This is a genomic window from Haloprofundus salinisoli, from assembly GCF_020097815.1.
Classification (GTDB): Archaea; Halobacteriota; Halobacteria; order Halobacteriales; family Haloferacaceae; genus Haloprofundus; species Haloprofundus salinisoli.
This window is the reverse complement of record NZ_CP083663.1, coordinates 700,096-719,576: the sequence shown is the minus strand read 5'-3', so window position 1 is coordinate 719,576 and position 19,481 is coordinate 700,096. Positions and strand designations below refer to the sequence as shown.

General features: G+C 66.4%; 23 protein-coding genes. 7 read left to right on the top strand and 16 right to left on the bottom strand.

Annotated features, from left to right (window positions below):
* Positions 1–33 precede the first annotated feature (33 nt).
* Genes LAQ73_RS03850 through trpC form a run of 4 tightly spaced genes read right to left on the bottom strand, consistent with a single transcriptional unit; the run spans position 34 to position 3,815 of the window.
* On the bottom strand, positions 34–828 hold the full coding sequence (locus LAQ73_RS03850; protein ID WP_224269932.1) for a 2-amino-3,7-dideoxy-D-threo-hept-6-ulosonate synthase: 795 nt from the start codon (positions 826–828) through the stop codon (positions 34–36).
* Between the two features lie 28 nt (positions 829–856).
* Positions 857–1,753, bottom strand: coding sequence for a tryptophan synthase subunit alpha (trpA, locus tag LAQ73_RS03845; RefSeq protein ID WP_224269931.1), 897 nt, complete (start codon positions 1,751–1,753; stop codon positions 857–859).
* On the bottom strand, positions 1,750–2,994 hold the full coding sequence (gene trpB / locus LAQ73_RS03840) for a tryptophan synthase subunit beta (RefSeq protein ID WP_224269930.1): 1,245 nt from the start codon (positions 2,992–2,994) through the stop codon (positions 1,750–1,752). Before trpB ends, trpA begins: the two co-directional genes overlap by 4 nt.
* Positions 2,991–3,815: an indole-3-glycerol phosphate synthase gene (gene trpC, locus LAQ73_RS03835; protein WP_224269929.1), complete on the bottom strand. Its 825-nt coding sequence runs from the start codon at positions 3,813–3,815 to the stop codon at positions 2,991–2,993. Before trpC ends, trpB begins: the two co-directional genes overlap by 4 nt.
* Positions 3,816–3,908: 93 nt before the next feature.
* Between trpC and LAQ73_RS03830 the strand changes: the two genes are divergently transcribed.
* Positions 3,909–4,361, top strand: a complete 453-nt coding sequence (locus tag LAQ73_RS03830) for an MGMT family protein (RefSeq protein ID WP_224269928.1) — start codon at positions 3,909–3,911, stop codon at positions 4,359–4,361.
* 9 nt (positions 4,362–4,370) lie between these two features.
* Here LAQ73_RS03830 and LAQ73_RS03825 read toward each other — a convergent pair whose 3' ends face one another.
* The 3 genes from LAQ73_RS03825 to lonB are packed head-to-tail and all read right to left on the bottom strand — an operon-like array spanning position 4,371 to position 7,951.
* Positions 4,371–4,742 carry a hypothetical protein gene (locus LAQ73_RS03825; RefSeq protein WP_224269927.1) on the bottom strand — a complete coding sequence of 124 codons (372 nt, stop codon included), beginning with the start codon at positions 4,740–4,742 and terminating at the stop codon, positions 4,371–4,373.
* A 27-nt stretch (positions 4,743–4,769) separates the two neighbouring features.
* Positions 4,770–5,885, bottom strand: coding sequence for a CPBP family intramembrane glutamic endopeptidase (locus tag LAQ73_RS03820; protein WP_224269926.1), 1,116 nt, complete (start codon positions 5,883–5,885; stop codon positions 4,770–4,772).
* A gap of 5 nt (positions 5,886–5,890) precedes the next feature.
* Positions 5,891–7,951 (bottom strand): ATP-dependent protease LonB, encoded by a 2,061-nt coding sequence (lonB, locus tag LAQ73_RS03815; RefSeq protein ID WP_224269925.1) that lies wholly within the window; start codon positions 7,949–7,951, stop codon positions 5,891–5,893.
* Positions 7,952–8,118: 167 nt separating this feature from the next.
* On the opposite strand from lonB, the gene LAQ73_RS03810 reads away from it, so the two are divergent.
* Genes LAQ73_RS03810 through LAQ73_RS03800 form a run of 3 tightly spaced genes read left to right on the top strand, consistent with a single transcriptional unit; the run spans position 8,119 to position 10,028 of the window.
* Positions 8,119–8,652 carry a nicotinamide-nucleotide adenylyltransferase gene (locus LAQ73_RS03810; RefSeq protein ID WP_224269924.1) on the top strand — a complete coding sequence of 178 codons (534 nt, stop codon included), beginning with the start codon at positions 8,119–8,121 and terminating at the stop codon, positions 8,650–8,652.
* A 1-nt stretch (position 8,653) separates the two neighbouring features.
* The gene (locus tag LAQ73_RS03805; RefSeq protein WP_224269923.1) at positions 8,654–9,427 is read left to right on the top strand and encodes an SAM hydrolase/SAM-dependent halogenase family protein; all 774 of its coding nucleotides are present in this window, start codon (positions 8,654–8,656) and stop codon (positions 9,425–9,427) included.
* Positions 9,420–10,028: a trimeric intracellular cation channel family protein gene (locus LAQ73_RS03800; protein WP_224269922.1), complete on the top strand. Its 609-nt coding sequence runs from the start codon at positions 9,420–9,422 to the stop codon at positions 10,026–10,028. The genes LAQ73_RS03805 and LAQ73_RS03800 overlap by 8 nt, the downstream gene beginning before the upstream one ends.
* A 69-nt stretch (positions 10,029–10,097) precedes the next feature.
* On the opposite strand, the gene LAQ73_RS03795 is transcribed toward LAQ73_RS03800, so the two are convergent.
* The 3 genes from LAQ73_RS03795 to LAQ73_RS03785 form a co-directional block, all read right to left on the bottom strand.
* Positions 10,098–10,589, bottom strand: a complete 492-nt coding sequence (locus tag LAQ73_RS03795) for a cupin domain-containing protein (RefSeq protein WP_224269921.1) — start codon at positions 10,587–10,589, stop codon at positions 10,098–10,100.
* 77 nt (positions 10,590–10,666) lie between these two features.
* Entirely contained in the window at positions 10,667–12,259 is a 1,593-nt protein-coding gene (gene thsA, locus LAQ73_RS03790) for a thermosome subunit alpha (protein WP_224270712.1), read from the bottom strand.
* A gap of 139 nt (positions 12,260–12,398) precedes the next feature.
* Positions 12,399–12,707: a HalOD1 output domain-containing protein gene (locus LAQ73_RS03785; RefSeq protein WP_224269920.1), complete on the bottom strand. Its 309-nt coding sequence runs from the start codon at positions 12,705–12,707 to the stop codon at positions 12,399–12,401.
* Between the two features lie 184 nt (positions 12,708–12,891).
* On the opposite strand from LAQ73_RS03785, the gene LAQ73_RS03780 reads away from it, so the two are divergent.
* Positions 12,892–13,719 (top strand): amidohydrolase family protein, encoded by an 828-nt coding sequence (locus tag LAQ73_RS03780; protein WP_224269919.1) that lies wholly within the window; start codon positions 12,892–12,894, stop codon positions 13,717–13,719.
* 25 nt (positions 13,720–13,744) lie between these two features.
* Here the strand turns inward: LAQ73_RS03780 and LAQ73_RS03775 are convergent, their stop codons facing one another.
* The 3 genes from LAQ73_RS03775 to LAQ73_RS03765 form a co-directional block, all read right to left on the bottom strand.
* A complete protein-coding gene (locus LAQ73_RS03775) occupies positions 13,745–15,196 on the bottom strand; it encodes a sugar porter family MFS transporter (RefSeq protein ID WP_224269918.1) in 1,452 nt (483 codons plus the stop codon).
* 161 nt (positions 15,197–15,357) lie between these two features.
* Positions 15,358–16,266 (bottom strand): glycosyltransferase family 2 protein, encoded by a 909-nt coding sequence (locus tag LAQ73_RS03770; RefSeq protein WP_224269917.1) that lies wholly within the window; start codon positions 16,264–16,266, stop codon positions 15,358–15,360.
* A 198-nt stretch (positions 16,267–16,464) separates the two neighbouring features.
* Positions 16,465–16,737 (bottom strand): MarR family transcriptional regulator, encoded by a 273-nt coding sequence (locus LAQ73_RS03765; protein WP_224269916.1) that lies wholly within the window; start codon positions 16,735–16,737, stop codon positions 16,465–16,467.
* Positions 16,738–16,875: 138 nt separating this feature from the next.
* Between LAQ73_RS03765 and LAQ73_RS03760 the strand changes: the two genes are divergently transcribed.
* Positions 16,876–17,268 (top strand): PPOX class F420-dependent oxidoreductase, encoded by a 393-nt coding sequence (locus LAQ73_RS03760; RefSeq protein ID WP_224269915.1) that lies wholly within the window; start codon positions 16,876–16,878, stop codon positions 17,266–17,268.
* A 15-nt stretch (positions 17,269–17,283) separates the two neighbouring features.
* Here the strand turns inward: LAQ73_RS03760 and LAQ73_RS03755 are convergent, their stop codons facing one another.
* Complete coding sequence (locus LAQ73_RS03755; protein ID WP_224269914.1) at positions 17,284–17,439, bottom strand: hypothetical protein; 156 nt, start codon at positions 17,437–17,439, stop codon at positions 17,284–17,286.
* A 101-nt stretch (positions 17,440–17,540) separates the two neighbouring features.
* Here LAQ73_RS03755 and LAQ73_RS03750 point away from each other — a divergent pair, with 101 nt between their 5' ends.
* Positions 17,541–18,248 carry a class I SAM-dependent methyltransferase gene (locus LAQ73_RS03750; RefSeq protein WP_224269913.1) on the top strand — a complete coding sequence of 236 codons (708 nt, stop codon included), beginning with the start codon at positions 17,541–17,543 and terminating at the stop codon, positions 18,246–18,248.
* A gap of 15 nt (positions 18,249–18,263) precedes the next feature.
* On the opposite strand, the gene LAQ73_RS03745 is transcribed toward LAQ73_RS03750, so the two are convergent.
* Both LAQ73_RS03745 and LAQ73_RS03740 read right to left on the bottom strand, forming a co-directional pair.
* On the bottom strand, positions 18,264–18,683 hold the full coding sequence (locus LAQ73_RS03745; protein WP_224269912.1) for a TRAM domain-containing protein: 420 nt from the start codon (positions 18,681–18,683) through the stop codon (positions 18,264–18,266).
* A 120-nt stretch (positions 18,684–18,803) separates the two neighbouring features.
* The gene (locus LAQ73_RS03740) at positions 18,804–19,481 is read right to left on the bottom strand and encodes a YkgJ family cysteine cluster protein (RefSeq protein WP_224269911.1); all 678 of its coding nucleotides are present in this window, start codon (positions 19,479–19,481) and stop codon (positions 18,804–18,806) included.

The following is a 19,481-nucleotide window of genomic DNA, read 5'->3' as shown; positions in this document are numbered from 1 at the left end:
GACGGCGACAAAAAGCCCGGTTCGGGTCGTTGCTTATGCTTCGATACCGAGGCCGGCGCGTTCGATGGCCTCCTCGGTCGACTGGTCGTCGTGGAGGACGGCGGAGACGGCGCGGGTGATGGCCTCGGGGTCGTCGTGCTGGAAGATGGAGCGGCCCATCGAGACGCCCGCCGCGCCCGCGTCCATCGCGCCGCGGACCATCTCGACCGTCTCGCGGTCGGTGCCTCTGCTCCCGCCGGCGATGACGACGGGGAGCCGCGTCGATTCGACGACGTGCTCGAACGTCTCGGCGTTGCCGCTGTACCCCGTCTTCACCACGTGCGCGCCCGCCTCCTCGGCGAGACGGACCGCGTGGCCGAGCGCTTGGGGGTCGCTGCCGTCGATGTCGAGGCCGCGGGCGTACGCCATCGCGAGAACGGGAATGCCGAGGCGTTCGGCGTCGTCGGTGACGCGCGCGAGGTCCTCCAACTGCTTGGGTTCGTAGCTGCTGCCGACGTTGAGATGCAGCGAGACGGCGTCGGCACCGGCGCGAACCGCCTCCTCGACGGTTCCGGTCATCCGTTTGTCGTTGCTGTCGGGGCCGATGACGGTGGAGGCGTTCAGATGGACGATGTAGCCGCGGCCGTTCTTGTGCGGGTGGACGCGCGGGGCGATTCCCTTCTGCGTGAGAACCGCGTCGGCCCCGCCGCGCGTCACCGCCGAGATAGTCGATTCGATGTTCTTGAGGCCTTTTACGGCCCCGAGTGTGATTCCGTGGTCCATCGGGACGACGAGGTATCGCCCCTCCGTGGAGATGCGGTCGAGTCGTGCGTGAATTCCTGTGTTCATGGGTATGTGAGACTGTGCCAGTGTACGGTTATGTGCGTTCCGGATGCGGTGTGCGTTGCGCGAATCCGCGCTCGGCCCCTTCGCTCAGTTCTCGAGCCTTCCGTTCGAGTCGGTCGGCGACCGTTTCGGCCGAATCGCCGTTCTCGTGGCCCTCAGCGACTATCTCGACGAGCGCGCTGCCAACGATGATGCCGTCTGCACCGCCGGCGACGATCTGCTCGGCGTGCTCGCCGGTCTTGATACCGAACCCGACGGCCTTCGGGACGTTCCACTCGCTGAGTCGGCCGAGGCTCTCGTCGGTCTGCGTCGATACGTCGCTTCGCGCCCCGGTGACGCCGAGACGCGCCTGGACGTAGACGTAGCCCGAGACCTGTTCCATGATTCGCTCCAAGCGTTCGCCCTCCGTCGTCGGCGCGACGATGAAGACGAGATCGAGGTCGAACTCGTCGCACGCCTCGCGGAGCGGGTCGGCCTCCTCGGCGGGGAGGTCGGGGACGACGAAGCCGTCGAGGCCGACTTCGGCGGCTTTCTCGACGAACGCTCGCGGCCGGTCGGCGTCGCTGCCCCCGTACCGGTAGATGAGATTGTAGTACGTCATGCAGACGAGCGGCACGTCGACGTCGAGCTCTTCGACGAACTCGAAGAAGCGCGTCGGCGTCATGCCGCCTTCGAGCGCCCGCACCACCGCGTTCTGAATCGTCGGTCCCTCCGCGACCGGTTCCGAGAAGGGGAGGCCGAGTTCGATGATGTCCGCGCCGCCGCGTTCGAGCGCCTCGACGTACTCGATGGAAGAGTCGTAGTCGGGGTCGCCGACCGCGAGATACGGGATGAACGCGGGGCCGTCACCAGAAGCGTCTGCTTCGGGTTGGCTCGCGGCGGCTTTACCGCCGCGAACGTCGGCGAACGCTTCGGGGATTCGGCTCATCGGAGCCCCCCTGAGAACATCGACATGTCCGGCGCGTTCTCGATGCCGCGCTTCTCGGTCTCCTCGATGACGGACTCCAGATCCTTGTCGCCCCGACCGGAGACGTTCACGAGGACTGTTTCGCCGAGGTTCCTGTAATCCTTTTCGAGGTAGGCGAACGCGTGCGCCGTCTCCAGCGCCGGGATGACCCCCTCCATCCGCGAGAGACGGTGGAACGCCTCCAGCGCCGCGTCGTCGTCGACGTTCACCGGCGCCACGCGTTCTTCGTCGACCAGATGGGCGAGTTCGGGACCGACACCCGCGTAATCGAGTCCCGAGGAGACGCTGTGCGACTCCATAATCTGGCCGTCGCGGTCCTGCAGCAGTTTGGTGCGCGCGCCGTGGAGCACGCCCTCGCCGCCGGTCGACAGCGAGGCGGAGTTCGGCGCGACGCCTTTCTCCTCGTCGACCGACAGCGACGACCCGCCGGCCTCGACGGCGTACAAGTCGACCCCCTCGTCGCCGACGAAGTTCGCGAACGCGCCCATCGTGTTCGACCCGCCGCCCGCGCAGGCGAGCACCGAGTCGGGGAGCGTTCCGGCCCGCTCTCGCATCTGTTCGCGGGCCTCCTCGGAGATCACTGCTTGAAAGTCGCGGACCATCGCCGGGAACGGGTGCGGCCCGACGACGGAGCCGATGACGTAGTGGGTGTCCTCGACGTTCGTCGCCCAGTCGCGCATCGTCTCCGAGATGGCCTCTTTGAGCGTGCCGCGGCCGACGGTGACCGGGTTGACGTCCGCGCCGTTTATCTTCATCCGGAAGACGTTCGGGCGCTGGCGGTTGATGTCGCGCTCGCCCATGTACACCTCGCAGTCGAAGTCGAGATGCGCGCAGGCCATCGCCGTCGCGGTGCCGTGTTGACCCGCGCCGGTCTCGGCGATGATGCGATCTTTGCCCATGTACTGCGCGAGGAGAACCTGCCCGAGCGCGTTGTTCAGTTTGTGCGCGCCGCCGTGAACGAGGTCCTCGCGCTTCATGTACACGTCGCGGCCGTAGCGCTCGGAGAGGCGCTCGGCGTACTGCGTCGGCGTCGGCCGGCCGCCGAAGTCCCGCAGTCGCCGGCGGAACTCGTCCATGAAGCCGTTCTCGTTGTTCAGGACGTACCGCTCGTAGGCGTCCTCCAGTTCCTCGATGGCAGGCATCAGCGCCTCGGGGACGTACTGTCCGCCGTAGGGGCCGAACTTCCCGTCGCTCGTGCTCATGGGTGCTCGTTGGTCTCCGCAGTGACGAATGTCTCGGTGTTCGTTCGCACGTCTCCGTGCGCAGAACCGTCAGCGTTCTGCGCGTTCGGTGAGTCCCTGGACTTACCGGCGTCCATAATCGCGGAGCCGACGAGCAGGGCGTCCGCGCCCGCCGCGCGCATCCGCCGGGCGTCGTCGGGCGTCGTCACCCCGCTCTCGGCGACGAGCGTCACGCCCTCTGGCACCGCGGGCGCGACGGACTCGAACGTCGAGAGGTCGACCTCCAGTTTCGCCAGGTCGCGGTTGTTGACGCCGACGATGGAGGCTCCTGCGTCGATAGCTTCGGCCAGTTCCTCGCCGTCGTGAACTTCGACGAGCGCCTGAAAGCCGCGTGATTCGGCCGCGTCGAGCAGTCCCGAGAGGTCGTCGACGAACCGCGCGATGAGCAGCACCGCGTCGGCTTCCACCACGTCCAACTGGTCCTCGCGGACGACGAAATCCTTCCGGAGCACGGGCACGTCGACGGCCTCACGAATCCGCCGCAGGTTCTCGGTCGACCCGCCGAAGTGCTCGGGTTCGGTCAGCACCGATAGCGCCGCCGCGCCGCCGTCGACCATCTGCCGTGCGAGTTCGACCGGGTCGTCGTCGCGCGTTCCCTCGGTGGTGGGACTGGTCGGCTTTACTTCGGCGATTACGGGGAGTTTCCCCCCCTCTTCGGCGGCGTCGAACGCCTGGGGCAACGACCGGGCGTCGACCGACAGTCGTTCGTCCCCGCCGTCTCGGTCGCGCGCGGCGGCGAGAATCGAGCGTACCGCCGGGGCGACCTCTGCTGTGTCGTTCATTGATGTACACTAATGCACTAATCTGTTCATAAGAGTTGCGTCTGTGGGACGGCGAGCGCCCCTTTCAATACCGTGCCCGCACAGGAGTCGAGCATGGAAGACGCAGGAATCTACGCGCGCGAGTCGCCGACGCTCGACGGCGTCGTCCAACTCGGCGTCGCCGGTGGCCGCGTCATCGACGTCTCGTTTCTCGACTCGGTGCCCGACGACGCGGAGCCCGACCACCCCCTCCTAGACCGCATCTTCGACTATCTCGACGGCGCAGAGGACCACTTCGACGACGCGCCCGTCGCGCTGACGGTGCCGACCGACCGGCGGGGGGTGCTGGAGGCGGTCCGGAACGTCCCCTACGGCGAGACGATTTCCGTCGAACGGTTGGCGCGGTTGGCCGGACTCGACGCCGACGAGGAAGAGGATATCCGACTGGTCGAGAACGCGTTGCGGTCGAACCCGGTTCCGCTGCTGATTCCCGACCACCGGATCGAGGCACGAGGGGCGACGCCCGAGGACGTGGCCGCCGCGCTTCGGCGGGTCGAACAGGGGTAGCGTCGTCTCTCACTCCGTCCGGCCGAGCGACTCCAGTTTGAGGTACGCCCCGACACCGAGAACGACGGCCAAGAGCGTGACCACGTCGACGACGCCGCCGACGGCTCCACTCCGGAACAGCCCCACGAACTCCAGCGTCCAGACGACCGCCGCGACGAACAGCGCCCCCGCGCCGACGACGCGCAGCGTCGACCCGTCGCCGCGGCCCTCCCACAGTCGCACTCCCCAGACGAAAAACAGCGTCGCGTAGACGAGCGTCCACAACGACGACAGCGTCGGGTTGCGGGTCGCGGTGCCGTACATCGCCGCGACGGCGACGGCGACGACGCCGACCGCGAGGAGCACGCGGACGCTTCTCGGGAGCGACTGCAAGGGAGCCATTCGCTCCGCGCTTTCGGCTCCGACACCCTAACTCGTTCGTTCCCGACCCGTCCACTCCCAGCCGAACCCCTCGTGGACGACGAACTCCAGCGCGTTCACGAGGTAGTGCGCGACCACGACGACGAGCAGGCTCTCGGTGAGGACGAACGCCGCCGCGAGTACGAATCCGACAGCCCCAGTGACGAGGATGCCGACCGGCCCCTGCGCGCCGTGGCCGAGTCCGAACGCGACCGACGAGAGCGCGGCGAGAAGCCACGGGGAGATTCCGAAGCCCGCGGAGAGAACGCCGACGAGCGCACCGCGGAACAGCAGCTCCTCGAAGCCGGCGATGATGGGAAGCACGATCAGGAGCAGAACCGCCCACCCGCCGGCGGAGTCGGGGGCCAGCGCCTCTCGAAGCGCCTCGGCGTCACCGGAACGCGACGCGTTCCGGTCGGCCCGAGAATCGCTTTGCGATTTTCGAACGCCGCCCAGGTCGAATCGTTCGCCGACTATCGCCGCGATCTCGTTTACGACGTACAGGACAACCCCGAACGCGACGCCGAGAGCGAGCGCGGTGAGGTCCGTCGTCGCCGCGGTGACACCGAACGCCGACGCCGGAATCTCCGCGACCCACGCTCCCGCGAGTAGCAGTCCGGCGAACAACCCCTGCGAGAGAGCGACGTTCGCCAGCAGCGCTCCCGTCGAGAGATCTCCCGAGGCGAGGCGGTCCGCCGACGACGCGACCGGGTCTGTACCGGCGTCGCCTTCGGACTCGTTCACCGGGGCAGTCTCCCCGGCGGGTCGACGCTCGGGGGCGGGACCGTACTTGACCCGTCCCGGAAACTCCACGTCTTCGAGACGGTTCGGTCGCTCGGGAGCTGAAGGCGCTGTCGTGCCGTTCGAGTCGGTGCCGGCGAGGCCAGAGATCTCGGCGCTCTCGCCGACGGTCGTCTCGTCGACGACTGTCTCGCCGACGGTCGTCTCGCCCGCATCGACGGTGGTTGCCGTCTCGGGAGCGTCGATCGATTCGACTGTATCGGTCGTCTCGGCGGGTGTCGTCGTAGCGCCGCCGCTCACGACTCCTTGCGACGCGCGAGCCAACAAAAGTAACAGAACGAGGACGACGCCCGCGAACCCCGCGAACGTCGACCAGTCGGCCATCTACGCTACTGCGGACTGGGGTTCGAGGGGCTCGGGGTACCCTGCTTCTCGAACGCGGAGCCGGTGATGCTCTTGAGGCGGTCGACGAGCGAGTCCTTCTCGGGTTCGCCCTCGAGCGCCACGTCGAGCACTTCGCTGATGTGGCTGACGGGGATGATATCGACCATCTCCTGGTACTCCTCTTCGATCATCACGTCCTGCATGTTCGCTCTTGGGATGATGACGCGCTTCATGCCCGCCTTCGCGGCGGCCTCGATCTTGTGAGTGACGCCGCCGACCGGCAGCACGTCGCCGCGGACCGAGAGCGACCCGGTCATCGCCAGCGACTGGTCGATGCCGACGTCTTCGAGCGCGCTGATAACGGCGGTGGCGACCGTGATGGACGCGGAGTCGCCGTTGACGCCCTCGTACGACTGGACGAACTGGATGTGGACGTCCTTCTCGGCGATGTTCTCGCCGGAGTACTTCTTGATGATGGCGGAGACGTTCTGGACGGACTCCTCGGCGATGTCCTGGAGCTTCCCGGTGGCGATGACCTGTCCGGGACCCTGCGAGGGCGTCACCTCGGCCATCACGGGCATGACGATACCGGAGTCCTCTCCCATGACGGCGAGGCCGTTGACGCGGCCGGGGACGAACCCTTCGTTGACCGAGAGCTCGTAATCCTTGCGGCGCTTGATGTAGTCGTCCGCGAGCTGTTGCTCGATGCTGCGGGAGCGGCCCTTCGCCTGCAGCACGTGTTCGCGGGTGGTCATCGGAGCGTCCTCGGCGCGGCCCATGTCGCCCGCGACGCGGACGAGGCCGCCGAGGTTACGCAGTTCGAGGGTGAGGTGACCCTTCCGGCCCGCGCGGCGGCGGGCTTCGAGGATAATCTCCTCGATGGCCTCCTCGTTGAACTTGGGAAGGCGGCCGTCTTTGGCGACCTCCTGGGCGACGAAGCGCGCGTACTTGCGGCGCATCTCCGGCGTGTCCTCGATGGTGTCGTCCATGTACACCTCGTAACCGTACCCCTTGATACGGGAGCGAAGCGCCGGGTGCATGTTCTCCATCGCGTCGAGGTTCCCCGCCGCGACCATCACGAAGTCCGTCGGAACCGGCTCCGTCTGGACCATCGCGCCCGAGGAGCGCTCGGACTGGCCGGTGATGGAGAACTCGCGCTCCTGAATCGCCGTCATCAGGTGCTGCTGGCTGCGGATGTCGAGCGTGTTGATCTCGTCGATGAACAGCACGCCTTTGTTCGCCTTGTGAATCGCACCGGCTTCGACGCGGTCGTGGCTCGGCGTCTCCATCCCGCCGGACTGGAACGGGTCGTGGCGGACGTCGCCGAGCAGCGCGCCGGCGTGAGCGCCGGTGGAGTCCTCGAACGGGGCCGTCGACGTGTCAGCGTTGTTGACGAGGAGGTTCGGAATCATCGCGTCGCTGCCGCGGGAACCGTAGCGGAACGCGAGGAAGATGATACCGGCCGCGAGAATGCCCAGAAGTACCTGCTGGGCGATGATGAGCGAGTAGCCCACGACCACCGCGATGATGATCCACATGAGGAACGAGCGCATCTGGTTGCGCTTTCTGGCTTCCTCTTTGTGGGCCTCGACGATCTGTTCGCCCTTCCCCGCGGGGACGGTCCGAACCTTCGGTTCGTTGCCGTCGTCGGGGTTGTGGTAGACGAGAACGTCTTGAAGTTCCTCCTTCGGGAGGAGTTCGCTCATCGCCTTCGCCAACATCGACTTCCCAGTGCCCGGAGAGCCGATCATCATGACGTGGCGACGCTGCTTGGCCGCTTTCAGGATAACGTCGCGAGCGTGCTCCTGTCCGATGACCTGATCGACGAGTCGGTCGGGGACCTCGATATCTTCGGTGGTGTCGATTTGGAGGCCGCCGAGGAGGTCGTCCTCGTCGACGTCGTCGGCGATGTCGGCCGATATCTCGACGTCGCTTCCGAGGTCGTCGATGGTCCGCTCGTCAGTCCCGTCGTCGACGGGGTCGGTGACGTCCTTCTCGGACGTCGGCGCGGACTCGTCTGCCCCCTGTTCCGGGAGGCTGTCGTCTTTGTCCATGTCGTTGCTCATAGAACTATATCGCTACCTGTCCGGAGGGTCGCTCGACTGATATACTTTCTCCCCGAGCATCCGTCGCTGTTCCAACCAGTCCACTCGCTTATAGGCCTCTCGCGCCCGATTTTGGCGTTTGGGGCGACTCGCCGTGTTTATAAATACTGCGACGGTACTGTTCGGTCATGCGGGGGTTCTACATCGGACGGTTCCAGCCGTACCACAACGGCCACCACCACATGGTCGAAGAGATCGAGACCGAAGTCGACGAACTCGTCCTCGGCATCGGGAGCGCGGGCGACTCGCACAGTCCGCGCAACCCGTTCACCGCGGGCGAGCGCGTGATGATGTTGACGAAGTCGCTGGCCGACTTCGACCTCACGACCTACGTCGTCCCCATCGAGGACCTCGACCGAAACTCCGTCTGGGTGAGTCACGTCCAGAGCATGTCGCCGAGTTTCGACGTCGCGTACTCGAACAACCCGCTCGTCGTACAACTGTTCGACGAGGCAGGCGTGGAAGTGCGCCAGTCGCCGATGTTCAGACGCGAGGTGCTCGAGGGGACGGAACTCCGCGAGCGGATGATTCGAGACGAGGACTGGCAGCATCTCGTCCCTCCGGCCGTCGTCGAAGTCGTCGAGGAGATCGACGGTATCGAGCGCATCCAGCGCGTCAGCGACTCCGACGCCAACGGCGACGGCAACACCGACCCCGCGTGAGATGATTACGCTCGCCTCCGACTTCGGCACCCCCTACCCCGCCGCGATGAAGGGCGTCATCCTCGACCGAACCGACGCCCGACTCGTCGACGTCGGCCACGACTTCCCCCGACAGGACGTGCGAACCGCCGCGTTCTGGCTCCGCGAGGTACTGCCGTACTTTCCGCCCGCGGTTCACCTCGCGGTCGTCGACCCCGGCGTCGGCACCGACCGCGCCGCCCTCGTCGTCCGCGCGGGCGACCACGCACTCGTCGGTCCCGACAACGGTCTACTGTTCCCCGCCGCGCGCCGACTCGCCGAGGAACAGACGGGTGCGTCCGAAATCGACGTGTTCGACTATTCGTACGAGAACCCCGACTCCGCGACGTTTCACGGCCGGGACGTGTTCGCGCCCGCCGCCGCCGCGGTCCACGAGGTCGGCGTCGACGCGGTCGAATCGCTCGACGCCGTCTCCCCGACCGACGAGTTCGCCGACCTCCGATTTCCCGACCCCGGGGTCGACGAGGACGCCGCAACGGGTGAAGTGCTCGTCGTCGACGACTTCGGCAACGCCGTCACCAATCTCCCCGGCGACCACCTCGACGGCCGCGACGCCGTGACGGTAAACGGCGAATCCGTCCCGGTCGGAGCGTCGTTCGCCGCCGTCGACCCGGGCGAGCGCCTCCTGACGGTCGGCAGCCACGGCAACGTCGAACTGGCGGTCAATCGCGGCCGCGGCGACGACGCGTTCGGCGTCGGCGTCGGTGACTCCGTTCGCGTCGAACTCGATGGTTGACGCGTTCTCGGTGATGAACCTCGTCGGTCTCGTCGCCTTCGCGGTCGTCGGCTCGCTGAAGGCCGCCGACGCCGACCTCGACCTCTTCGGCGTGGCCGTTCTCGGCGTCCTCACGGCGCTCGGCGGCGGCACGATGCGCGACGTGCTCGTCGGCCGGACGCCCGCCTCGCTCCAGTCGGTCGCCGAGATGAGCGTCGCGTTCGTCGGCGTCGGTCTCGCGGTCCTCCTCTCGGCTCTCGTCTCGGGGCGACTGCGCGACCACCCCGCGATACAGGTGCCCGACGCCATCGGATTGGCCGCATTCGCCGCGACCGGCGCACTGGTCGGCGCGGAGGCCGGACTGTCGCCGTACGGTGTGATCGTCCTCGCAACGCTGACCGCCGTCGGCGGCGGGAGTCTCGCGGACCTGCTGCTGACCAGAGTTCCGGTGGTGCTCCGCGAGGATTTCTACGCCACGCCCGCGCTTCTCGGTGGCGTCTCGTTCTGGGCGCTCGTGACGGGCGGTGCGTCCGCTGACTTCGCCGCCGTCGCGTGTGCGGGGTTCGTCCTCGTCGTTCGGCTCGTCGCGCTCAGGCGCGACTGGTCGCTGCCGCGAGTGTGAACCAGAGAGCGGACGTCGGTGTCAACGACGCTGGAGGGCTCAATCGCTCGACGGAGACGACCCATTCCGTCACACGTCCGTGCCGTCGCTCAACGAGAACGACCGCCGCAACGTGAACTCCCCGCGAGGGCGACCGGGCGCTGCGCCCGCGTTCACGCACAGCGTCCCCTCGTCGGGGTAGACGACCACGTCCGGCTCGGTCATCGTGGAGACGGCGAGATACCGAAGCGGCACGTCGGAGGCGTTTTCGACGGTGTGTGCGCCCGCCTCGCCGACGGGAAACGAGACGTAGTCGCCCGCGCCGACGTCGAACTCGCCCGCCGGCGTTCTGAGCGCTCCACGACCGTCGAGCACGTACAGCGCCTCTTCGTTAGCGGTGTGGTAGTGGTACGGGAGCGGGTCGTGACCCGGGAGCAGTTCTTCGAGTGTGCAGCCGAGACGGTCGCCGCCCGCCAGTCGGCCGAGGCGCTTCCATCGACTCCCGTCGTCGCTCTCTCCGGTCCAGCCGTCGGCGGCGCGCACGATACACGGCTCGCGCGATTCGCCCGGTTCTTCGGACATGAGTGAGAGACGCCCGTCTCCGAGAAATACGTTTGCGGGCGTGCGCGTCGGACCCGAAAAAGTCGCGGTCGGTCGCCTTACTCGGCGGCGATGACGTCGTCGATGCGGACGATCATCGTCGCGGCCTCGGTGGCGGACTCGATGGCTTCACGCTTGACCGCCGCGGGGTCGAGGATGCCCGCTTCGACGGGGTCGCCGATTTCGCCACTGCGGCCCGTCGAGATGATGCCGGCGCGGCCGTCTCTCTCGTGGGCGGCGCGGAGGTCGACCAGCGCGTCGATGGAGTCCATGCCGGTGTTCTCCGCGAGCGTGCGCGGGAGGCTGTCGACGGCGTCGGCGAAGGCGGTGACCGCGAGCTGTTTGCGGCCCTCGATGCCCGCGGACTCCGAGCGGATGTGGTCGGCGATGGCGATTTCGGTCGCGCCAGCGCCGGGGACGACGCCGCCGTTGTCGAGCGCGGCGATGACCACGTCGACGGCGTCGTTCATCGCGCGTTCGAGCTCGTCGACGACGTGCTCGGTGCCGCCGCGGAGAAACAGCGTGACGGCCTTCGCCGCCTCGCCGCCCTCGATGAAGGTGAGTTCGTCGTCGCTGAACTTCTTCACGCTGACGCTGTCGACGCGACCGAAGTCGGACTCGTCGAGGTCCGAGAGCGAACCGAGGCGCTTCGCGCCGGTCGCGCGGGCGAGTGCGCGGGCGTCGGACTTCTTGACGCTCTTGAACGCGAGGATTCCGGCGTCGGCGAGGTAGCCGGCGACCCGGTCGTCGATGGATTTCGTGCAGAACACCACGTCGACGCCGGCGTCGGCGAGCGTCTTCGCGTACCCGCGGAGTTCGGTGTCCTCGGCCTCGATGGCCGCGTTGAGTTGGTCGACGTTCGTGATGTTGTACTCGGTGTCGGCCTCGGCCTTGCGGACGTCGAGCTTCATGTCGAGGACGACGGCGGTGGCGTCCTCGACCTTGCGGGGCATATTCTCGCTGACGGGCTCTTTGTCGATGACGACGCCCTCGACGAGTTCGGTCGCGCTGGAGCTCGCGCCGGTCTGCGTGTGGATGTGGATGTCGTCGCGGTCGACAGTACGTGACGGCACTGAACTGCCGTCGCGGTCGATGCGCCCGCCGTCGGCGACCTGCCGGACCGCTTTGACGACCTGTTTCGCCAGCACGTCGGCGGTGACGTCGCCGGTGCCCTTCCCGGTCATCGAGGACTCGGCGACCTGTTCGAGGATGTCGTCTTCGAGGTCGATGTCGAGCACCTGCGCGTCGATGGCCTCCTGGGCGAGGCTGGCGGCCTCGTGGTACCCCTCGACGATGACCGTCGGGTGGAGGTCGGCTTCGAGGAGGTCCTCGGCCTGTGCGAGCAGTTCACCGGTCAGCACGGCGGCCGTCGTGGTGCCGTCACCGACTTCGTCCTCCTGCGTCTGCGATACCTCGACGATCATCTGCGCGGCGGGGTGTTCGATGTCCATCTCGTTGAGAATGGTCGCGCCGTCGTTTGTGATGACGACTTCACCCGAGGAGTCGACGAGCATCTTGTCCATCCCGCGAGGACCGAGCGTCGTTCGGACGGCGTTGGCGACGGCCTTGCCCGCTCGAATGTTCGAGTCCTGGGCGGCCTGTCCGCGGGTCCGCTCGCTGCCCTCTGCAAGGATAAACATCGGTTGCTGCATGCGTGATGCCATGGTGAATGAACCTCAGCGGTCCATGGTTTGCAGTTCTATATATAATTTTCGTAGATTCGGTCGGAAATCGGGTGCAGAGACGCCGCTCTGACAGAGAGTATCTCGCAGAAAGTCACCGGGTCTCGCGTCAGTTCGAGCTCTCGACGCGGACGGTGCCGTCGCCCTCGACGAGGATGGACCTGCCGGCGTACGAGAACGAGAACGACCAGGGGGTCTCGCCGTCGAACAGTTCCTCCAGTGCGTCCGGGTCGATGCCGGTTTCGTACAGCGGCGGAAGTTCGTTCATGTCGACACCTTTCGCCGCCGCGACCGCTTCCACGACGGCGACGGTCACCCACATGTCGCTCGTCGGATCGTAGGAGAAGTACTGTACTCGGGCCCCGTCCTGTAAGACGGGCTTGCTCGTCGGTTTAGTGTTAGTCGTTTCGTGAGACATAATGTCGTTTCTCACAGTCGATTCTTACTGAATCGTTCGTACTCGGCTCGGACTGCCTCTGCTGTACACCGCACACGCCGCGAGTTCTCACGTGTCGTCATGCAGTGTAACACACGGGCAACCATAGTACTTCGCCGCCGGTCGCTCGCAACGCTCATAACGCCGTGGAAAAACCGGACGCACGATGCTGGAACTGGAACACGGGTTTCGCGTCGTCGACGTCCACGCGCGTCTCGACCCCGACGAAAGCGACGTCGCGACCCGCGGACGGGACCTCTCGCCGGAGCGACTCGAACGCGAGATGCACCAGGCGGGCGTCGTCCACGCCGTCGTCGCCCCCGGCCGCCGCGAGCGAGACGAGAGCTACCTCCGGGCGAACAACGCCGTCGCCCGACTCAGCGTCGACCGTTCGTTCTCGGCGTTCGCTCGCCTCAACGGCCCGCGCGACCCGTCGCCGACGACCGGCGCGAAACTCCGAAACCTCGCGGCCTCTCGCGGAGACCACCACACCTCGCCGGGTGACGTCGAACAGTACGCGTACGACGACCGGTTTCACGGGTTCGTCCTCGACCCGTCGGCGGACGGTCTCCCCGACGAGAACGTCCTCGACGTGCTCGACGACGTCGGCCTCCCCGTCGTCGTCCACGGGTCCGCCGGGTTCCCGCCGTCGACGGTCGCCGAGACGGTCCTCCGGCGGTCGTTCCCCGTCGTGCTGACGAGTTTCGGCGGCTTCCCGCTCGACTTCGACCGGATGGAGACGGCGCTCGAACTCCTCGGCGAGTGCGATCAGCTCTACCTCGACACCAGCGCCGTCAGATACCGCTCGTTGCTCGAACGCGGCCTGCTCGAACACCCCGACCGGATTCTGTTCGGCAGCGGCGCGCCGACGGTCCACCCGAACGTCGCCGTCATGGAGCTGCTGACGCTCGACGTCTCCGAAGACGCGATGGTCCGGGCGTTCTCGAAGAACCCCGCACGCGTGGTGCCGTCGCTCGCGCCCGGCGGGCGATAAAAAGGAACCGGGAAAACGGACGCTCTCAGTCGTCGTCGCGCGGCTGCGCCTCGTCACCGGTCATGTTCACCGCGTCGCCGCCGACGGCGCTCTCGCGGAAGTCGGCCTCTATCTCCTCCAGCGAGCGGCCTTTCGTCTCCGGCACGAGGAAGTAACAGAACGCGAGCCCGACGAGACTCAGCGCCGCGTAGAGCCAGAACGTCCCGCTCTGTCCCATCAGTTCGACGATCCGCAGGAACGTGAGCGCGACCGCGAGGTTCGCCGCCCAGTTGACGACCGTCGCCACGCCCGCCGCGGAGCCGCGAACCGACAGCGGGTAGATCTCCGAGATGAGCAGCCAGAACACCGGCCCGAGGCCGATGGCGAAGAACGCCACGTACAGCATCAGACTGGCGGTGGCCACCCACCCGAGGACGCCGGAGAGTCCCGGAAGGTAGAACACCGCGCCCAGCACGACGAGCGTCACCGTCATGCCGCCGAGACCGACCAGGAGGAGCGGTCGACGGCCCACTTTGTCGATGATCGAAATCGCGACGACGGTCATCACGACGTTGACGACGCCGATGCCGACGGTCGCGAGGATGGACGCCGAGTCGCCGAACCCGGTCGACGAGAGGATGGTCGGCGCGTAGTAGATGACCGTGTTGATGCCAGTCACTTGCTGGAAGGCCGCGAGTCCGATGCCGACGATGAGCATCGGGCGGACCCACGGTTCGAACAGTTCGCGGAGGTCGTTGGACTCGACGGCCACCGTCTCTTTGATGTCCGATATCTCCTCGCGGACCGTCGCTTGGTCGCGCGTCCTCGACAACACCTCTCGGGCGTCGTCTTCTCTGCCTTGTTCGATGAGCCACCGGGGACTCTCGGGCATGAACAGCATGCCGACGCCGAGCACCACGGCCGGTATCATCCCCGCGCCGAGCATGAGTCGCCACGCGCCCGAACCGGCGAACGCGTAGTTGACGAAGTACGAAACGAGGATACCGCTCGTCACCGCCAACTGGTTCAGCGAGACGAGCGACCCGCGAATCTTCGGCGGGGAGATCTCGGAGATGTACAGCGGGCCGACCATCGAGGCGAACCCGATGGCGAGGCCGTCGATGATGCGTCCGATGACGAGTATCTCCACCGTCGGCGCGACGGCCATCAGCAGCGACCCGACGAAGAAGACGACGGCCCCGATGAGGATGAGTCGGCGACGGCCGATGCGGTCGGCGAGTCGACCGCCGACGGCGGCACCGACGACGGCACCGACCAGTGCGCCGCTCACGACCAGTCCTTCGACCCACGCCGTCCCGAGTTGGACGCCGAACAGCGATGTCATCTGGAACGAGCGCTCGATGTAGAGGAACGCCCCGGAGATGACGCCCGTATCGAATCCGAACAGGAGTCCGTTCAACGCCGCCAGCGCTGCGGTCACGTAGACGAATCGATCGTATTCACCGAATCCCGACCCGTCGCTGGTTTGAGTGCTCATACTATCTGTCAGTGTTACTCATTACAAACACAGCATTACAAGCGTGTTGGCTCAAGGTTTAGGTAAAATAATTATATAAATTGTACAATCGTGTAGAATACTGGGGTGACGACTCGCCGTAGCGAACGACCGAGCGCAGTGCGAGGAATCTTCACGCGCGCTCAGCGCCAGTCGTACCGCGCGACGGCGCGGTCGGCGCGCTTCGAGACGCCGTGGGGGTTCCGGGTGGCCGACCGGTCACGGGCGCGGGCGACGAGTCCGTCGGAGGTGCCCATCGAGATACCGACGACGACGTCTCGGCCGTTGCCGACCCATCTGGTCGGGGTGGCCTCGCCGCTGCCCACGTCGCGGGCGGCGGCGTAGGCGTCGCTGCTCGCGTGCGACAGGGTCCGTCGGACGGTGGTCGGGCGGAGACCGTAGTTCTTCACCAGTCGGTACGCCAGCGCGCGGTACTTCCAGTAGTAGTCCCGTCGGTCGGTGCCGCCGTCGGCTTCGGTTTCGTACTCGCGGCGGACGCACGCCTTCGGGTGCCAGGAGACGGAACCTCCGAACCCGGCCAGACGGTGGGCGGCGTCCCGTGCGCCCCCGGTTTCGAGATACTCGTCGAACCCGTCCAGTTTCGACAGCGTCTCGGCGCGGAAGGCGACGTTGCCGCCGCTGAAGTAGGTCACCTCGCGGTCGTGGATTCGGCGCTGTTCCGGCGTCTCGGTCGTCATCCCGGCGCGGAGCGTCCGGTGGGTGGGACCGGTGACCGCCTCCGCGTCGGCTAACCCGTCGAGGACGGCGTCGCGCCACGTCTCCTCGACGAGCAGGTCGTGGCCGACGAAGGCGATAGCGTCGCCTGAGGCGACTTCGATGCCCGCGTTGCGGGCGACGTTCAGCGTCCGCGCCGACACCTCGACGAGAACGTCCACGTCGTCGCGGTCGCGAACCATCCCGGTCGTCCCGTCGGCGGAGGGTCCGTTGACGACGACCACCTCCGCGTCCGGTGCGGCCGCTGCCAACGCGTCGAGGCTGGCGGCGAGTTGGTCCCGGCTGTTGAGCGTCGGGACGACGACCGAGAGCTCCATATCCCTCCAGTGTGCGACGAACTACTTAAATTTCGCCACCATCCGGTCACGAGAGAGGTCAGCTACTGCCACGCCGAGCGTCTGAGAGAACGAGCGAACGCCGCCGCGAACGGACCCCTCGGAGCCGAGTGCGGTCGCTGGGCGTTGCTCTCCGGTATCACATCGGTCGAGAACTGTCTTCGGTGCGCCGTCGTGTCGCTACGTGTTGAGGAAGTACACCTGCTTGCGGGCGTCCTTGAAGCTGTAACGCGAACCCACGAGGTCAGACTTTTCGAGACGGTTCAGCGCGTAGCGGACGGTCCGGTCCGGAAGCAACGACTCCTCGGCGAGTTGGCCCTGCGAGAGCGGTGCGTCGCCTTCGAGGACTTTCGCGACGAGTTTCGCGCTCGGGGGGAGTTCACGGAGGCGATTGCGGAACTCGGACTCCGAGAGGCGGTCCTGTTGACTGGTCTCTGCGGTGGTGGTGCTCATACCCTCTTCTGCGCCCCGTCAGTGGTAAAGTTTGGCTACATATGCGGCATACGAATCCAGATAGTATTATTTCCTAATATCAATATTAATGACACCCCTTTGAGAAGGGTTTTGACGGCGCACACCGATGGTTTCTGCGTGATTCCAAAGTCGCACGTCGACATCTTGGAGAAGGAGTCGTTCGCTCACATCGCCACCGTCCTCCCGGACGGCACCCCGCAGGTCACCCCGGTGTGGGTCGACCACGACGACCGAGAGGCCGTCCTGATAAACACCGCCCGAGACCGGCGGAAGGAGAAGAACATCAGAAAGAACGCGGACGTCGGTGTCTCCGTTCTCGACCCCGACGACCCCTACCGCTACATCTCGGTCCGCGGCGAGGCGACACTCACCGAGGAGGGAGCCGTCGACCACATCGACAAACTCGCCAAGAAGTACATGGACGTCGACGAGTACCCCCACCACGGCGACGAGTCGGGGCCGCGCGTCATCGTCCGCATTCCGGCCGACCACGTCGTCACCAGCGGGTGAGAACCCGGCCGAGAGCTACCAACGGGCCGTGGCGGGGTCGTCGCCGTGCCGTCGGTAGCGACCCATGAAGCACTGGCAGTCCGGGCAGTGGACCAGCGTCAACCCCGGGAGTTCGTGGCGAATCAATTCCTCCGGCGGGTGTTCGGCGTGGCAATGTCGACAGGTGGCCATACCGTCGTTATGCTGTGTGTTACCATAAACCGCTGGTCGCGGCGTCCGACGGGTAGCTATCCAGTACGGTTTTGTTGTTTCGGCGTGCAGTCCGAGGTAGTGTGAAAGGACAGGAGTGGTACCAGGCCGACGACGTAGCCCGCGAGTACGACTCGAAGCGATTCTCGAAGGGCGGGAGACTCATCGACCGCCGCGAGAAGCAGGCGGTGCTCTCGGCGCTCGGACCGGTCGAAGGGAAGAACGTGCTCGAGATCGCGTGCGGGACCGGCCGGTTCACGGTGATGCTCGCCGAACGCGGCGCGAACGTCGTCGGACTCGACATCTCGGCGGCGATGATGGCGCAGGGTCGACAGAAAGCGCGGAGCGCCGGCGTCGCGGACCGAATCGAGTTCATCCGCGGCGACGCCGCGCGACTCCCGTTTCCCGACGACCATTTCGACGCCGTGATGGCGATGCGATTCTTCCATCTCGCGGACACCCCCGCGAAGTTCCTCGCGGAGATGTGTCGGGTCTCGAAGGAGCAGGTGTTCTTCGACACGTTCAACAGCTTCAGTACGCGCGTCGTCTACAACTGGCTCTTGCCGATGGGGTCGCACCTCTACTCGCGCGAGGACGTCGAACGGCTGCTCTCGGGTGCCGGACTCGAACTGGCCTCCGAGTCGCACGACTTCATCCTCCCGTACGGTCTCTACCGGAAGATACCCAACGGCATCGCCGGAGAGCTCCGCGAGTTAGACGAGACGATACGCGACAACGAGTTCGGAGAGAAACTCTCGTCGGTGTCGTACTGGAACGCGGAAGTCGTGTGAACCGCCGAGGAGGCGTCAGAACTCGTCTTCGATGACTTCGCCGACGGCGAAGTTCGACTTCACTTCTGTGATCTCTATCTTCACCCGCTCGCCGACCTCCGCGTCGGGGACGATGATGACGTAACCGCGCTCGACGCGAGCGATACCGTCGCCCTGCTTGCCGATGTCCTCGATTTCGACGTAGCGCAGTTCGCCGACTTCGACCGGCGGTTGGGGTTCGTCGGCCTCGGTCGTCGTCGTCGACGTCGACGTCGTCGCCGTTTCGGCCGCGGTGTCGGCTTTGGCTTCGCGGGAGATGAGCGCGACGCGGTACGTTTCGCCCGCCTCGATAGAACCGGTTTCGACCTCCCGACGTGGGATTTCGACGGTGTAGGAGTCGCCGTCGCTGCGGACTTCCGCACTGAACAGACACAGGAGTTTATCTGAGATTTCCAAGGGAGAGACCTCCACTGTGTTGGGTCGGCGGCCGTCGTTAAAGATGTACCGCCGTCAACACTGTTCCGGTCGCTGATACGCGAAGCGCCTTTGAGCGGCCGGTTCAGCGCAAGGGACGAGTTAGCGCGGCGCACCATCCGGTCGCTTCGCGCCCTCCGAGTCGTAGACGACCGCTTCGCCTGGCGCTCGCTCCACCGGCGCGTAGTTGTCGCGGACGCCGATCGCCTCTTCGAGTTCCCGGACGGCCCGCGCTTTGAGCGCCGCCGCGAGCTCTTCGGCGTGCTCCCGGGAGATGTCGCGTCCCAGTCCCTCGCACTCGTGGGCGCGGACCATCCCCTCGCCGTCGACGGCCTCGCCCATCGGTTGCGTGGTTCCCCCGAGGGCGACGCTGAACGGGTAGGTCCGGCAGATGAGCGGCCGGTTCTCGTGGACCGAGCACGCCCCCACGCCGTTCTCGTCCTCCTCGTAGAACGTGCAGTCACCGCAGGCGTCGGTCTGTAGCGCCCACTCGAACGTCTCGCCCTCCGTCTCTCCGTCGTCGGTCTCGGTCAGTCCGTACGGCATCGGCCGGGCGACGTCGCGCCACTCGTACTGTTCGGGGGTTGCACCCCCCAGTTCTCGGATCTCGTTGGGGAATACGGTCGCCGTGTGCGGTTCCTCGTCGCCGTCCGCCGCGGTGTACCCCTTACAGCAGGCCCCGCAGCGCGTGCACTCGAAGCCGATGGACTCGATAGCGTCGGCTAACTCGTCGGTGTCGAGCGCTCGGGCGCGTTTCAGTTCGGTTTCGAGCGACTCCAT